Origin of the sequence: Pseudooceanicola antarcticus (assembly GCF_900215355.1) — a bacterium.
Classification (GTDB): Bacteria; Pseudomonadota; Alphaproteobacteria; order Rhodobacterales; family Rhodobacteraceae; genus Pseudooceanicola; species Pseudooceanicola antarcticus.
In genome coordinates, this window is sequence record NZ_OBEA01000001.1 from 332207 (window position 1) to 346867 (window position 14661).

Genomic DNA, 14661 nt, shown 5'->3' on the forward strand with positions numbered 1-14661 from the left:
CCGGCTGAAAGGGCTTGTGCCGAAAGTGGCTTCGGAGGCAGGCAGATGAACGATTCTACATCATTGCGGCAGGGGCGGGACCTGCAGCTGTCGGGCCTTGGGCCCGGTTGCATGGTGCTGACGCTGGACGGCGAAATGCCGATCGAATGGCTGGCGCCGGGCGACAAGCTGATCACCCGTGACCATGGTGCCCAGCCGGTGCTGCATATCGCGCGCCTGCGCCAGCTGCCCGGTGGCGGCACCCTGCCGCCGCCGCTGACCTTCCTGCGCGGCGAATGCGGCCCCCAGGGCGAGCTGACGGAAAAGCTGCGCGTCGCGCCGGGCCATCGCGGGCTGATCCGCCGCCCCGAGGTGGCGCTGAACTTCGGCAGTGACGAGGCGCTGGCGCGCTTCGGTGACATCTCGCGCCGCAACCGCTCGCGTCCCGATCCGACCATGGGCGGGCTGACCTATCACCTGGTGATCATGGAACAGCACGAGATCATCTCGGCCGGCTCGCTCTGGGTCGAAAGCACCTGCACCGCCATGGCCGAACGGCTGGAGCTGCCGCCGGCGGTGAAGCGGGCCACGGCGCTTTTCGATCCCGAGGCGCGGGCGGCACGCCATTGCCTGACCCGCGAAGAGGCGCTGCTGATCCGCCAGGAATGTCCGCCGGAACTGTCTCTCCTGGATCTGCTGGCCGCGTGAGGCACGGCGCGGGCCGGGACCGCCTCCGGCGGGAGTATTTTCAGCCTGGTGATGCCAGGGGCGTGGCGCATCCGCCCGATGCGGAGCGCGCCTGGCTGGCGGGATCCGGCTGGTTTGCGCATGTTCCGGGTCGCAAGGCGGGCGCGCGGCTCCTAATCTGGGGACAGAGACAGGAGGTTCCCATGCAGCCCGCCCCCGAAGACAGCTACCACTACCAGCTCATCCGCCGCGCCATCGAAGAGATCGACGCCGCCGAGGCGCCCCTGTCGCTGGAGGGGCTGGCGGCGCGGATGGGAATGAGCGCGGCGCATTTCCAGCGGGTCTTCTCGGCCTGGGCCGGGATCTCTCCGAAGCGTTACCAGCAATACCTGGGCCTGGGCCGTGCGCGCGAGATGCTGCGCGCCCGCGAGACCTTGCTCGAGACCGCCGCGGCGGCGGGGCTCTCGGGGCCCGGACGGCTGCATGACCTGGTGCTGCGGTGGGACGCCATGCGCCCCGGTGAGCTGGCCCGCGGCGGCGAGGGGCTGCGGATCGACTGGGCGCTCTGCGCCTCGCCCTATGGGCCCGCGCTGGTCATGGCCACCGAGCACGGCATCTGCGGCATCGCCTTCACCGCCGAGACCGGCGCGGAGGCGGCCTTTGCCGATCTCTCTGCCCGCTGGCCCTCTGCCAGCTACCACGAAACCCCCGAGCGTATCGGGCCGCTGGCCGAGGATGCCTTTGCCGGGCGCCGGGCCCGCGCCCATGTCATGGGCGGGCCCTTCCAGATCAAGGTCTGGGAAGCGCTGCTGCAGATCCCCGAGGGCGAGGTGAGCAGCTATTCCGCCCTGGCGCGGGCCATCGGCCATCCGAAGGCCAGCCGCGCCGTCGGCTCGGCCGTGGGCCGCAATCCGCTGTCGCTGCTGATTCCCTGCCACCGGGTGCTGCGCAAGGATGGCGCGCTTGGCGGCTATCACTGGGGGCTGCCGGTGAAACGGGCCATGCTGGCGCGGGAATCCGCCCGATCCGAAGCCGCCTCGGGGCTGGCCGCCTGATCGGGGGCGCAGGTTTTTTCTTCGGAAGCGGAAACCCGCCGTCGGCTCGGGCGTTGTCCATTGGGCGGTTCGGGAATCTGCTGTATCCCGGAACCCGAGCAGCCCGGCAGCGGGACCTTCGGAGGACACAAGAAATGACGACCATGATCAACAAATCCATTCTGGCTCTCAGCGGCGCGTCGCTGATGCTTCTCACCGCCTGCGTCAATCCCGATGACGGCCAGCAGAAGACCCGCGAGGGCGCGGGTGTCGGAGCGCTGTTCGGCGCCGCGCTCGGTGCCGCGGTGTCCGACAACAAGGCCAAGGGGGCCGTGGTCGGTGCCGCGCTCGGCGGGATCGCGGGCGGCAGCTACGGCGCCTACCTCGACCGCCAGGAAGCGCAGCTGCGCCAGGACTTGGGCGGCCGCGTCGAGATCGTCAACACCGGCGACCGGCTGATCGTCACCATGCCGCAGGACATCCTGTTCCAGACCGACAGCGCCACCCTGCGCCCCGACCTGACCTCGGACCTGCGCGCCGTGGCCGCGTCGCTGAACGATTACCCCGAGACCACCGTGCAGGTGCTGGGTCATACCGACAACACCGGCGCCGCCGCCTACAACCAGGACCTGTCGCGCCGTCGCGCCGCTACCGTGGCCTCGACCCTGATCAGCTACGGCGTCTCTTCGGGCCGCGTCCAGGCCATCGGCCGTGGCGAGGACCAGCCCCGCGCCTCGAACCTGACGCCCGAGGGCCGCGCCCGGAACCGCCGGGTCGAGATCGTCATCCTGCCGCGCGTCTGACCCGCGCCAGGGCAGACCTGGAAACCAGAAAAGACCATGGAAGCCGCGCCCTCGGGTGCGGCTTTTTCCTTTCGGTGAACGCTTTGGAGAGAAAAGCCCGCTAGGCTGCGCCGCATGTATTGCGTGCTGCTCTTCGTGGATCCGAACGGCGCCGACTTCCGTGACGTCGAGGCGTTGGAGGCGGCTTCTTTCCCGATTCTCGCAGAATACGGGGCGGAACGGCTGTTCTGCCTGCGCCATCTGGACGGCACCGGCGAGACGCAGCTCTACGGCTTCCCGGATGAAGAGACCTACGAGGCCTACATGCAGGACAAGCGCATGATCTCTGCCCGCGCCGCGCCGGCGCTTGAGCAGTTGGAGACCAGGTTCCTGCCGGTGGCGATGATCTAGGGCCTCAGCCGATGGAAGCCCGTCGCCGCGACCCGCACGGGCTCCAGGCGGCAGCGCTGCCGGAACGGTCTGCCGCGACAAGGGTGCCGAGGGAACGGCCCGTCCCCTCGGCATCGCCTGCGCCATGACAGCTTCCGCAAGAGCGGATCAGCTGCCGCGATAGGTCGAATAGCCGAAGGGCGAGAGCAGCAGCGGCACGTGGTAATGGGCGCTGTCGTCCGAGATGCCGAAGCGCAGCGGGATCACGTCCAGGAAACGCGGGCTCTCGGGCGGGGTGCCGCTGGCGTCGAGATAGGCACCGGCGTGGAACTCCAGCTCGTAGGCGCCGGGCAGGAAATGCTCTTTCGGCAGGATCGGCGCATCGGTGCGCCCGTCCGCATTGGTCACCATGCGCGCCAGCTCGTCGTGCACATCGCCTTCGAGGCGGTAGAGCACGATCTCCAGCCCCGCCGCGGGAATGCCCTTTGCCGTATCAAGAACATGCGTCGTCAGATAGCCTTCGGCCATTCCGGTCCCTTTCCCAAAAATCCCCTTGAGCCCCGGCCGCCTGACGATGAAGATGCGACGGCCCAGATGCAGACGGAGAGAACCACATGAACCGCTACCCGCGCAACATGATCGGCTACGGCCCCAACCCGCCCGATCCGAAATGGCCCGGCGGTGCCCGCGTGGCGGTCTCTTTCGTGCTGAATTACGAAGAAGGCGGCGAAAACAACATCCTGCACGGTGATGCGGCCTCCGAGGCCTTCCTGAGCGAGATCATCGGCGCCGCCCCCTGGGAGGGCAAGCGGCACTGGAACATGGAAAGCTGCTACGAATACGGCGCCCGCGCCGGCTTCTGGCGGCTGCATCGCCTGTTCACCCAGATGAACATGCCGCTGACCGTCTACGGCGTGACCGATGCCATGGCGCGCAGCCCCGAGCAGGTCTGGGCCATGCAGGAAGCCGGCTGGGAGGTCGCCAGCCACGGCAAGAAGTGGGTCGAGCACAAGGACATGCCCGAGGCCGAGGAACGCGGTTTGATGGAAGAGGCCATCTCGCTGCATGAAGAGATCACCGGCGCCAAGCCGCGCGGCTGGTACACCGGGCGCTGCTCGATGAACACCGTCAAGATCGCCGCCGACCTCGGGCTGGACTGGGTGGCCGATACCATCGACGACGACCTGCCCTATTGGCACGAGAACGGGAAGACGCTGGTCATTCCCTACACCATGGACACCAACGACATGCGCTTCGCGGTGCCGGCGGGCTTCGGCTCTCCGACCGATTTCTTCGACATCGTCGGCGATGCCTTCGCCACCGCCTATGAAGAGGGCCAGGCCGGGCGTCCGATCATGATCTCCATCGGCCTGCACTGTCGCCTGATGGGCCGACCGGGCCGTTTCCAGGCGCTGAAGCAGTTCCTGGAACAGATCGCCGAATACGAAGACGTCTGGGTCGCGCGGCGCTGCGATATCTACGACCATTGGGCCGAGCATCACCCCTATGTGGCGCCGGGCCCCCGCCCCTCGACCATGTCGCGCGAGGACTTCGTCGCCGCCTATGGCTCTGTCTACGAACATTCGCCCTGGGTTGCCGAACGTGCATGGGAGCTCGAGCTGGGCCCGGCCCATGACCGGCCCATCGGATTGTGGAACGCCCTGGCCCGCGCCTTCCGCCGGGCCTCTGCCGAGGAACGCCTGGGCGTGCTGCAGGCCCACCCCGACCTGGCGGGCAAGCTGGCGGCGGCCAAGCGACTGACCGCGGAAAGCAGTGCCGAACAGGCCAGCGCCGGGCTGGACGCGCTGACCGACGACGAGCGCAAGTTCTTTGAAGAGGGTAATGCGCGTTACACAGAAACCTTCGGCTTCCCCTTCATCATCTGCGTGAAAGATCATACGAAGGCCTCGATCATGGCGGCGATGAAGGATCGTCTGGCCCATGACCGCGAGACCGAGCTGGCCGAGGCCTGCCGTCAGGTCGAGCGGATCGCCTATCACCGTGTGAAGGATCTTCTTGCGTGACACGCAGCTACTACACTCCGCGCGGCGGGTTGCCCGCCCAGCATGAACAGCTTTACGACCCGGCGCGTTTCACCACCGCCTATGCGGTGATCCCCGCCGCCTGCATGACCGATATCGTCACCTCGGCCCTGCCCGGCTGGACCGGCGCCCGCGCCTGGATCATCGCCCGGCCGCTTTCGGGCTTCGCCGAGAGCTTCTGTCAGATGATCGTCGAGCTTTCGGCGGGCGGCAGCGCCCCCCAGCCCGAGACCGATGCCGGCGCCGAGGGGGTGATCTTCGTCACCGACGGTGTGCTGACCCTGACGCTGGACGGGCAGGACCATCAGCTGGACGCGGGCGGCTATGCCTTCCTCGCCCCCGGTGCCGACTGGTCGCTGAAGAACGCGGGCGAGGCGACGACCAGCTTCCACTGGGTGCGCAAGCGCTACCAGCCCGCGCCGGGCATCGCCGCGCCGGAGAGCTTCGTCAGCCATGACGACGACAAGCCCGCGCATGTGATGTCCAACACCGACAAATGGGCGACCACCCGTTTCGTCGAACCCGACGACCTGCGCCATGACATGCATGTCAACATCGTCACCTTCCAGCCCGGCGGCCGCATCCCCTTTGCCGAGACCCATGTCATGGAACATGGCCTCTACGTGCTGCAGGGCCGGGGCCGCTACCTGCTGAACACCGATTGGGTCGACGTGGGCCCCGGTGACTACATGTGGCTGCGCGCCTTCTGCCCGCAGGCCTGCGAGCAGGTCGGGGACGAGCCCTTCCGCTACCTGCTCTACAAGGACGTGAACCGCCTGCCGGGGCTGACCCTGTGAGCGAGACCACGGTGATCCGCGCGGTTCCCCTGACCGCCGAGGGGTTCGCGCCCTTCGGCGACGTGCTGGAGCTGCGCGGCGATTACGACAAGCTGATCAACGCCGGCATGTGCGAGCGCTTCCACGACCGTGCGCAGCTCGATTTCGGCCCCGGCGGGCGGGCCGGCATTTCGCTGTTCAATGCGAAGCCGCGCACCCTGCCCTACAGCTGCGACCTGCTGGAACGGCACCCCGAGGGCTCTCAGGCCTTCGTGCCGATGTCCGAGGCCGCATGGCTGGTGATCGTTGCGCCGGACGCCGGCGGCGTCCCCGGTACACCCCAGGCCTTCCTGCCGCAGCCCGGCCAGGGGGTGAACTTCCACCGGGGCACCTGGCATGGAGTGCTCACGCCTTTGGCGGAACCGGGGTTATTTGCGGTGATCGACCGGATCGGAGACACGCCGAACCTCGAAGAACATTTCCTAGATCGTCCGTTTACTGTCATCCTTTGAGGATCAGCCCCCGGCAAGAGGGGCAATTCTCAGGAAACAACAGGGGACGGTATTATGGCCGACACATCTGTGGGGACCGCAGAACAGCTGCGAGACCCGAATTACATGCCGCCGATTGCAGACGCGGTGCCCTTGGGGATTCAGCACGTGCTGGCGATGTTCGCCTCGAACGTCACCCCCTCGATCATCATTGCCGGGGCCGCGGGCTTCGGCTTCGGGTCGGACCAGGGGGCGCTCGGCTTCCCGGACATGACCTACATGATCCAGATGGCGATGCTCTTCGCCGGGATCGCGACGCTCTTCCAGACCATCGGCCTGGGCCCCGTGGGCGCCCGCCTGCCGGTGGTTCAGGGCACCTCCTTCGCCTTCCTGCCGGTGATGATCCCGGCGGTGGCGGGCCTGGGTGTCGACGGCATGCCCGGCCTGATGACCGGCATCGTCATTGGCGGCATCTTCCACTTCTGCATCGGCTTCTTCATCGGGCGCATCCGCTTTGCCCTGCCGCCGCTGGTGACCGGCCTGATCGTACTGATGATCGGCCTGGCGCTGCTGAAGACCGGCATCCAGTACGCCGCCGGTGGCGTGCCGCTGGTCGGCAAGCCCGAGTTCGGCACCCTGGCCATGTGGTTCCCGGCGCTAGTCGTGATCGTCGTGGCGCTGGCGCTGTCGTTCTTCACCACCGGGTTGCTCTCGGTCGCCTCGGTGCTGATCGGCATCCTGGCGGGCTATGCCGTGGCCGCCCTGATGGGCCAGGTCAGCTTCGGCAACGTCGGCCGGGCCTCCTTCTTCGATCTGCCCATGCCCTTCAAGTGGGGCTTCGGCTTCGATCCGGCGATCATCGTCGGCATGTGCTTCATGGCGGTGATCTCGGCCATCGAGACCGTGGGCGACACCTCGGGCATCACCAAGGGCGGCGCGGGCCGCGAGGCCACCGACAAGGAGATCGAGGGCGCGACCTTCGCTGATGGCTTCGGCTCGGCGCTGGCCGGCATCTTCGGCGGCCTGCCCAACACCTCGTTCAGCCAGAACGTCGGGCTGATCGCCATGACCGGCGTGATGAGCCGCCACGTGGTGACCATCGGCGCGGTCTTCCTGATCGTCTGCGGCCTGGTGCCCAAGGTCGGCGCGGTGATCAACACGGTGCCGATCAATGTGCTGGGCGGTGGCGTCATCGTCATGTTCGGCATGGTCGCCGCCTCGGGGATCAACATGCTGTCGGAGGTCGCCTGGAACCGCCGCAACATGATCATCCTCGCCGTGTCGCTCTCGGTGGGCTTCGGCCTGCAGCTGGAGCCTTCGGCGCTGCAGCACCTGCCGCGCACGCTGCAGATCCTGATGACCTCGGGCCTGCTGCCGGCGGCGGCGCTGTCGATCATCCTCAACCTCGTGCTGCCGGAAGAGACCGCAGAGGAACTGGCGGAAGAGGAAGCCTCGGCCGAGGTCGACGCCGCCTGATCGGCTGACAAACGTCTGAAAGAGATAAGGCGCGCCCCTGACGGGGCGCGCCTTTGCCTTCGGCGACAGTATTTATGGCCGTCGGATAGGATGGGGCGTGGCGCCCCGTTCGATCAGATCCGCTCGATCGCCAGGGCGATGCCCTGTCCGCCGCCAATGCACATGGTGATCAGGGCGCGCTTGCCACCGATCCGTTCCAGCTCATAGAGCGCCTTGACGGTGATGATCGCGCCGGTGGCGCCGACCGGGTGGCCAAGCGCGATGGCGCCGCCGTTCGGGTTCACCTTGGCGGTGTCCAGGCCCAGGGCGCGGTTCACCGCGATGGCCTGGGCGGCGAAGGCCTCGTTCGATTCGATGACGTCGAAGTCCGAGGCGCTGAGGCCGGTCTTTTCCAGCAGCTTCCGCACGGCGGGGATCGGGCCCACCCCCATCACCTCCGGGCGCACCCCGGCATGGGCGTAGCCCAGGACGCGCGCCTTGGGAGTGAGGCCCTGTGCCTCGGCGACCGAGGCGCGGGCCAGCACCAGTGCCGCCGCCCCATCATTCAGACCAGAGGCATTGCCTGCCGTCACCGTGCCGTCCTTCTGGAAGGCCGGGCGCAGCCCGGCCAGGGCCTCGGCGGTGGTTGTGGGCTTGGGGTGTTCGTCGGTGGCGAACGCGACCTCCTGCCGCTTCACCTTCACCGTGACCGGCACGATCTGGCTATCGAAATGCCCCGCCTCGATGGCGGCACCGGCGCGGCTCTGGCTTTCCAGCGCGAAGGCGTCCTGATCCTCGCGCGTGATCGTGGTCTCGGCTGCGACGTTTTCGGCGGTGATGCCCATGTGGCCGGTGCCGAAGGGGCAGTTCAGCGCGCCCAGCATCATGTCCAGCGTCTTGATGTCGCCCATCTTCGCGCCCCAGCGTTGGCTGGGCACGATATAGGGCGAGCGCGACATGCTTTCGGCGCCGCCTGCCAGGGCGAAATCCGCATCCCCCAGCATCAGCGACTGCACCGCCGAGACGATGGCCTGGGCGCCCGAACCGCAGAGGCGGTTGACGTTCATCGCCGGTGTCGTCTCGGGGATACCGGCCTGCATGGCGGCGACGCGGCTGAGGTACATGTCGCGCGGCTCGGTGTTGATCACATGGCCATAGACCACGTGGCCGATCTGGCCGCCCTCGACGCCGGCGCGCTCCAGCGCGGCCTTTGCCACGGTGGTGCCCAGCTCGATGGGCGGCACGGCGGCCAGGCTGCCACCGAAGGTGCCGATGGCGGTGCGGGCGCCGCCGAGAATGACGATATCGTCCATGAGATCCTCCCGAATGTCGTTCGGGCGGAGAGTATCACCGCGCCGCAGCGGCGCGACAGTGACGTTTCGTTACGACGTCCGGGATGGGGTCGGGGGAAGCAGGGGCTGCCGCCCCTCGTCGGTCACGATGAAGCAATCGGTGCCCTCGAAGGCCGCCACGCTCAGGTAGCGGGGCGTCGGATTGGCACCGGCGCCGGTATCGATGTCGATGCGGTTGCCGAAGTGCGTGGGGCTCGAGACGATGGTATGGCCATGCACCACCAGCCAGGGGAGGGGGCCCTCCTCGGCGTAGAAGTCGTCGCGGATCCAGATCAGGTCCTGCTCGGCCTGATCCTCCAGCGCCACGCCGGGGCGGATGCCCGCGTGGACAAACAGCAGACCGGGGCGCCGCAGGTACAGCGGCAGGCTTTCCAGGAAGGCGCGGTGCTCTGCGGGCACCAGCGCCTGCGCCTGGCGGAGCAGGTCCTCTATCGGGCGCTCCATCGCGGTGTCGACGCCGTAGCTTTCCAGCGTGGCGCAGCCGCCCAGGGTGTAATGGGTCCAGCCGTTGCCGGACTTGATCGCCGGATCGTTCAGCTCTCCGTCGCGCAGGAAACGCAGGAACATGGTGTCGTGATTGCCGCGGATCACCGACCAGCGCCGCCCCTCGGCCCGGCCCGCGATCAGCCTTTCCAACACCTGGCGCGCGGCGGGGCCGCGGTCGACCAGGTCGCCGAGAAAGATCACCTCGTCCGCGCCGCCGGGGCCGGTGTCGCCTCCGTCCGCCTCGATCCGGGCGAGCGCCGCGTCCAGCATTCCGATCTGCCCGTGGATATCGCCGATGGCATAGATGGTCATGAGCATCCCCTTTCCACGGCCTCCTTGGACCATGGCAGAGGATCAAAGGCCAGAGCCCAAAGGGAAAACCAGCCATGCGCCCAGGAATGGTGTATATTGGATCCAGGATTCCGGCGGGAGGCCGGGCATCCTGACCTAAGACACGGGGCAATCAGACCCCTATCCAGGGAGAAGACAGTGAAAGGCATTTCGTATTATTTCTTCGTCGCGGCCGCGCTCTGTGGCCTGATCGGCATGGGGTGGGGCATCCAGATGTCCGCCAGCGGCAACCACCTGCTGTCGCCCGCCCATGCGCATCTCAACCTGATCGGCTGGGTGTCGATGGCCATCTTCGGCACCTACTACCATCTCGTGCCCAAGGCCGCCGAGGGCTTGCTGCCGAAGATCCACCTCGGTCTGGCGGTGGTCGGCGTGGTGATCATCGTTCCCGGCATCGTCCAGGCGCTGAACCAGACCGGAGAGACCCTGGCCAAGCTCGGCTCGGTGCTGACCATCCTGTCGATGCTGATCTTCGTCTACACGGTGATCGTCAAGGGCCGGGCCTGAACGACTCGGCCCCTGACGCGCCGCGTCAGGCCGCCGGGAAGATCAGCGAGCGGTGGATCGTCGCGCCCGCCCAGGCGCCATCGGCCACCGCCAGTGAAACCGAGTGCGGCATTCGTGCCGTATCTCCGCAGGCATAGGCGCCCGGGATCGAGGTCTCTTTCAGATCGTCCGTCTGCAACTGCATGCCCATCGGGGTTTCCTGCAGCGCGCAGCCCATCTCCTGGGCCAGCGGCGTGGCGGGGCTGGTGGTGCTGGCCACGAAGAGCCCGGCGAAGGTCAGGCTGCGGCCATCGGTCAGCTCGGCGGTGGCCTCTCCGCTCAGCCGGGCAATCGGCGTTTCCTCGATCGCGATCCCCCTGGCGTCCAGCTCCGCGCGGGCCTCGTCGTCGAGCGTCAGCGCGTCATTGACCAGCAGGGTGACCTGCCCCCATTCCGGCAGCATCAGCGCCTGGTGCAAAGAGCTCGGCCCGGTGGCGATGACCCCGATCCGGCCCATCTCGAGCTCGTAGCCATGGCAGTAGGGGCAGTGGAAGGCATGGCGGCCCCAGCGTTCGGCCAGGCCCTCGACCGGGGGCAGCGCATCCCTGACCCCGGTGGCAAAGAGCAGGCGACGTCCCGCGTGCCGGGTCCCGTCAGAGGTCAGCACCTCGAAACTGTCGCGGCTGCCACCGGCGGCAACCGCCTCGCCCTCGATCCAGGTCAGGGTCTGGTAGCGCTCGAGCTGGGCGCGGGCCTCGGCGGCAATCCGGCCCGGATCGACCCCATCCTGCCCGAGGAACCCGTGCGAGGCCTCGGCCGTGCGGTTGCGACGCTGGCCCGCGTCGATCACCAGCACCGAACGGCGGGCACGCAGAAGTTGCAGGGCGGCTGCCATTCCGGCGTAGCTGCCCCCGATGACGATCACGTCATGGGTCATTTTGTCAGTCCTTTGCGGCTTTCCTCTCCCTGTGCCGCCGGGCGAAATCCTTCGCCAGGTCGGCCAGGGTGACATGGGCAAAGCGCTTCAGCAGCAGGGCCTCGGCCTCGCCGAAGGCATCATCCAGGGCGGCGTTGACCGCCTGTTCCACCAGGCATTCCGGCGTCTCCTGCCGGTGGCCGATGGCGAAGAAGGCCGGCTCTCCCAGAGCCTCGTGCAGCTGGCGCAAGGTGACCTTGTCCAGGTCCGCCGTGATCCGCCATCCGCCCGAGGGCCCGCGGTCGCTGTCCACCAGCCCCTGCTTGCGCAGCAGGCCCATGGTCCGGCGAACCACCACCGGGTTGGTGCCCAGGCATTGCGCCAGGGCGTCCGAGGTCATGCGTCCGTCATGCTCTGCCATGTGCAGCAGGGCATGCAGGACCGAGGATAATCTGCTATCGCGCTTCATGTAACTTCATATGTTACGATTCGTTCCCGAGATCAAGAGGACCAACGCAAAGAGGCCGCCCCGAAGGACGGCCTCTCGCAGGGATTGGATCAGCGCCCGATCAGAGCGTGAATTCCAGCGGGCGGATCTGCTGGAAGAGACCCGTGTCGCGCAGCGCCTTGATGACTTCCGGCTTGGCCTTCTCGTCGAGGTACAGAAGCGCGATGGCGCTCTGGCCCGTCTTGGTGCGGCCAAGGGTGAAGTTGGCGATGTTCTGACCGTTCTGGCCCAGGGTCATGCCCAGGGTGCCGATGACGCCCGGCACGTCCTCGTTGGTGGTGTAGAGCATGTGCTCGCCCACTTCGGCGTCGATGTTGATGCCCTTGATCTGGATGAAACGCGGCTTGCCATCGCTGAAGACGGTACCGGCGCAGGAGCGTTCACGCTCGGGCGTGACGATGGTCACCTTGATGTAGCCGTCGAAGGTGCCGCCCTTGGCCTGGCTGGTGGTCGAGATCTGCACGCCACGCTCCTTCGCCACCACGGGGGCGGAGACCAGGTTCACGTCCGGGTTGGCCTTCTTCAGGATACCGGCGATGACCGAGCAGTTCAGCGCCGCCAGGTTCATCTCGGAGGCCACGCCATCATAGAGGATGTTGATGGCATTGATCGGCTCGTCGGTCAGCTGGCCGATGAAGTTGCCGATATGGCCGGCGAGCTGGACCCAGGGGCCCATGATCTTGGCTTCCTCGGCGGTCATCGAGGGCATGTTCAGCGCGTTCTCGACGGCCCCGTCCAGCAGGTAGTTCGACATCTGCTCGGCCACCTGCAGGGCGACGTTTTCCTGGGCTTCGGTGGTGGCGGCGCCCAGGTGCGGGGTGCAGACCACGTTGGGCAGGTTGAACAGCGCGTTATCGGTGGCGGGCTCTTCGGCGAAGACGTCGAAGGCGGCGCCGGCCACGTGACCGGACTTCAGCAGATCGGCCAGCGCGACCTCATCGACCAGGCCGCCACGGGCACAGTTGATGATGCGGACGCCCTTCTTGGTCTTGGCCAGGTTCTCGGCCGAGAGGATGTTGGCGGTCTGCTCGGTGTAGGGCACGTGCAGGGTGATGAAGTCGGCGCGGGACAGCAGCTCGTCCAGCTCGACCTTCTCGACGCCCATCTTCTTGGCCTTTTCCTCGCCCAGGAAGGGATCGTAGGCGACGACCTTCATCTTCAGGCCAAGCGCACGGTTGCAGACGATGCCGCCGATGTTGCCGGCGCCGATGACGCCCAGGGTCTTGCCGGTCAGCTCGACACCCATGAACTTCGACTTCTCCCACTTGCCGGCGTGGGTGCTGGCAGAGGCCTCGGGGATCTGGCGGGCCACGGCGAACATCATCGCGATGGCGTGCTCGGCCGTCGTGATCATGTTGCCGAAGGGCGTGTTCATGACGATCACGCCCTTCTTCGAGGCCGCTTCCTTGTCGATGTTGTCGGTGCCGATACCGGCGCGACCGATCACCTTGAGGTTGGTGGCATTGGCCAGGATCTTCTCGGTGACCTTGGTGGCCGAGCGGATGGCCAGGCCATCGTAATTGCCGATCACTTCGGCCAGTTTGTCCTTGTCCTTGCCGAGGTCGGGCTGGAAGTCGACCTCGATGCCGCGATCCTTGAAGATCTGCACGGCTGCGGCGGAAAGCTTGTCGGAAATCAGAACTTTGGGGGCCATCTTGGGCGCTCCTTCAAAAGTCGGGATTTGAGGGGGACGGGGCGCGGGGAACTCCGCGCCCTCCAGGTATCCGGGGAGGCGGGGTCGCCCCCCGCCCGACGCGCTTACTGCGCGGCGATCTCGGCCTCGAAGGCATATTCGAGCCAGGGCATCAGCGCTTCCAGGTCGGACGTCTCGACCGTGGCACCACACCAGATCCGCAGACCGGCGGGGGCGTCGCGGTAGGCGCCGATGTCCAGCGCCACGCCTTCCTTCTCCAGCCGCTTGGCAACGGCCTTGGCGAAGGTGGCACCGTCCTTGATGCGGTCATCGGTGAACTTCAGGCAGACCGAGGTGTTGGAGCGCGTCGCCGGGTCATTGGCCAGGTTGGCGATCCAGTCGCGGGTCTCGCAGAAGTCCCAGATCACCTTGGCATTGGCATCGGCGCGGCCCATCAGGCCCTTCAGGCCTCCGACGGACTTGGCCCAGTCCAGTGCGACCAGGTAGTCCTCGACCGCCAGCATGGAGGGGGTGTTGATCGTCTCGCCCTTGAAGATGCCCTCGATCAGCTTGCCGCCCTTGGTCAGGCGGAAGATCTTCGGCAGCGGCCAGGCGGGGGTGTAGCTTTCCAGCCGCTCGACGGCGCGGGGGCTGAGGATCAGCATGCCGTGGGCCGCTTCGCCGCCCATCACCTTCTGCCAGGAGAAAGTGGTCACATCCAGCTTGTCCCAGGGCAGGTCCTGGGCGAAGGCGGCAGAGGTGGCGTCGCAGATGGTCAGGCCGGCACGGTCGGCGGGGATTGCGTCTCCGTTGGGCACGCGCACACCCGAGGTGGTGCCGTTCCAGGTGAAGACGACATCGGTATCGAAATCCACCTCGGCCAGGTCGACGATGTCGCCGTAGTCGGCGGTCTTGACCTCGGCCTCGATCTTCAGCTGCTTGACCACATCGGTGACCCAGCCGGCACCGAAGCTTTCCCAGGCCACCATGGTCGCGGGGCGGGCGCCCAGCATCGACCACATGGCCATCTCGACGGCGCCGGTGTCCGACGCCGGAACGATGCCGATCTTGTAGTCGGCGGGCACGCCGAGGATCTCGCGGGTGGTCTCGATCGCGGCCTTCAGCTTGTCCTTGCCGATGGCAGCACGATGCGAGCGCCCAAGCGCGGCGTCGGCAAGCATATCCGTGGTGAATTGGGGAATCTTGGCACAGGGGCCAGAAGAGAAACGCGGGTTGGCCGGCCGCGCGGCCGGAGCTTCGATAGCCATTGCTGGTATCCTTCCAGATAATCGC

Annotated in this window: 16 protein-coding genes; 9 read left to right on the forward strand and 7 right to left on the reverse strand. The window is 67.1% G+C overall.

Going from position 1 to position 14661, the window contains the following annotated elements:
* The first annotated feature begins 45 nt into the window (after positions 1-45).
* The 4 genes from CRO50_RS01650 (at position 46) to CRO50_RS01665 (ending at position 2893) form a co-directional block, all read left to right on the forward strand.
* Positions 46-687 carry a Hint domain-containing protein gene (locus CRO50_RS01650; RefSeq protein WP_097144129.1) on the forward strand — a complete coding sequence of 214 codons (642 nt, stop codon included), beginning with the start codon at positions 46-48 and terminating at the stop codon, positions 685-687.
* Between the two features lie 182 nt (positions 688-869).
* Positions 870-1721 (forward strand): methylated-DNA--[protein]-cysteine S-methyltransferase, encoded by an 852-nt coding sequence (locus CRO50_RS01655; protein ID WP_097144130.1) that lies wholly within the window; start codon positions 870-872, stop codon positions 1719-1721.
* A gap of 143 nt (positions 1722-1864) precedes the next feature.
* The gene (locus tag CRO50_RS01660) at positions 1865-2503 is read left to right on the forward strand and encodes a YiaD family glycine zipper/OmpA-like lipoprotein (protein ID WP_179747197.1); all 639 of its coding nucleotides are present in this window, start codon (positions 1865-1867) and stop codon (positions 2501-2503) included.
* A 114-nt stretch (positions 2504-2617) separates the two neighbouring features.
* Positions 2618-2893 (forward strand): hypothetical protein, encoded by a 276-nt coding sequence (locus CRO50_RS01665; protein ID WP_097144132.1) that lies wholly within the window; start codon positions 2618-2620, stop codon positions 2891-2893.
* A 147-nt stretch (positions 2894-3040) separates the two neighbouring features.
* Here CRO50_RS01665 and uraH read toward each other — a convergent pair whose 3' ends face one another.
* On the reverse strand, positions 3041-3400 hold the full coding sequence (uraH, locus tag CRO50_RS01670) for a hydroxyisourate hydrolase (protein ID WP_097144133.1): 360 nt from the start codon (positions 3398-3400) through the stop codon (positions 3041-3043).
* 86 nt (positions 3401-3486) lie between these two features.
* On the opposite strand from uraH, the gene puuE reads away from it, so the two are divergent.
* The 4 genes from puuE to CRO50_RS01690 are packed head-to-tail and all read left to right on the forward strand — an operon-like array spanning position 3487 to position 7657.
* Positions 3487-4896, forward strand: a complete 1410-nt coding sequence (gene puuE, locus CRO50_RS01675; protein WP_097144134.1) for an allantoinase PuuE — start codon at positions 3487-3489, stop codon at positions 4894-4896.
* Positions 4893-5711, forward strand: coding sequence for a bifunctional allantoicase/(S)-ureidoglycine aminohydrolase (locus CRO50_RS01680; protein WP_097144135.1), 819 nt, complete (start codon positions 4893-4895; stop codon positions 5709-5711). Before puuE ends, CRO50_RS01680 begins: the two co-directional genes overlap by 4 nt.
* On the forward strand, positions 5708-6202 hold the full coding sequence (locus CRO50_RS01685; protein WP_097144136.1) for an ureidoglycolate lyase: 495 nt from the start codon (positions 5708-5710) through the stop codon (positions 6200-6202). The genes CRO50_RS01680 and CRO50_RS01685 overlap by 4 nt, the downstream gene beginning before the upstream one ends.
* 54 nt (positions 6203-6256) lie before the next feature.
* Positions 6257-7657 carry a uracil-xanthine permease family protein gene (locus CRO50_RS01690; RefSeq protein ID WP_097144137.1) on the forward strand — a complete coding sequence of 467 codons (1401 nt, stop codon included), beginning with the start codon at positions 6257-6259 and terminating at the stop codon, positions 7655-7657.
* A 113-nt stretch (positions 7658-7770) separates the two neighbouring features.
* On the opposite strand, the gene CRO50_RS01695 is transcribed toward CRO50_RS01690, so the two are convergent.
* Both CRO50_RS01695 and CRO50_RS01700 read right to left on the reverse strand, forming a co-directional pair.
* Positions 7771-8949, reverse strand: coding sequence for an acetyl-CoA C-acyltransferase family protein (locus tag CRO50_RS01695; protein ID WP_097144138.1), 1179 nt, complete (start codon positions 8947-8949; stop codon positions 7771-7773).
* Positions 8950-9018: 69 nt separating this feature from the next.
* Complete coding sequence (locus tag CRO50_RS01700) at positions 9019-9786, reverse strand: metallophosphoesterase family protein (protein ID WP_097144678.1); 768 nt, start codon at positions 9784-9786, stop codon at positions 9019-9021.
* Between the two features lie 177 nt (positions 9787-9963).
* Between CRO50_RS01700 and CRO50_RS01705 the strand changes: the two genes are divergently transcribed.
* The gene (locus CRO50_RS01705) at positions 9964-10332 is read left to right on the forward strand and encodes a hypothetical protein (RefSeq protein WP_097144139.1); all 369 of its coding nucleotides are present in this window, start codon (positions 9964-9966) and stop codon (positions 10330-10332) included.
* A 25-nt stretch (positions 10333-10357) separates the two neighbouring features.
* Here CRO50_RS01705 and CRO50_RS01710 read toward each other — a convergent pair whose 3' ends face one another.
* The 4 genes from CRO50_RS01710 to CRO50_RS01725 form a co-directional block, all read right to left on the reverse strand.
* Entirely contained in the window at positions 10358-11248 is an 891-nt protein-coding gene (locus CRO50_RS01710) for an NAD(P)/FAD-dependent oxidoreductase (RefSeq protein ID WP_097144140.1), read from the reverse strand.
* A 4-nt stretch (positions 11249-11252) separates the two neighbouring features.
* A complete protein-coding gene (locus tag CRO50_RS01715) occupies positions 11253-11696 on the reverse strand; it encodes an RrF2 family transcriptional regulator (protein WP_097144141.1) in 444 nt (147 codons plus the stop codon).
* A gap of 100 nt (positions 11697-11796) precedes the next feature.
* Positions 11797-13389: a phosphoglycerate dehydrogenase gene (gene serA / locus CRO50_RS01720; protein ID WP_097144142.1), complete on the reverse strand. Its 1593-nt coding sequence runs from the start codon at positions 13387-13389 to the stop codon at positions 11797-11799.
* Between the two features lie 104 nt (positions 13390-13493).
* Positions 13494-14636 (reverse strand): phosphoserine transaminase, encoded by a 1143-nt coding sequence (locus CRO50_RS01725; RefSeq protein WP_097144143.1) that lies wholly within the window; start codon positions 14634-14636, stop codon positions 13494-13496.
* Between the last annotated feature and the right edge of the window lie 25 nt (positions 14637-14661).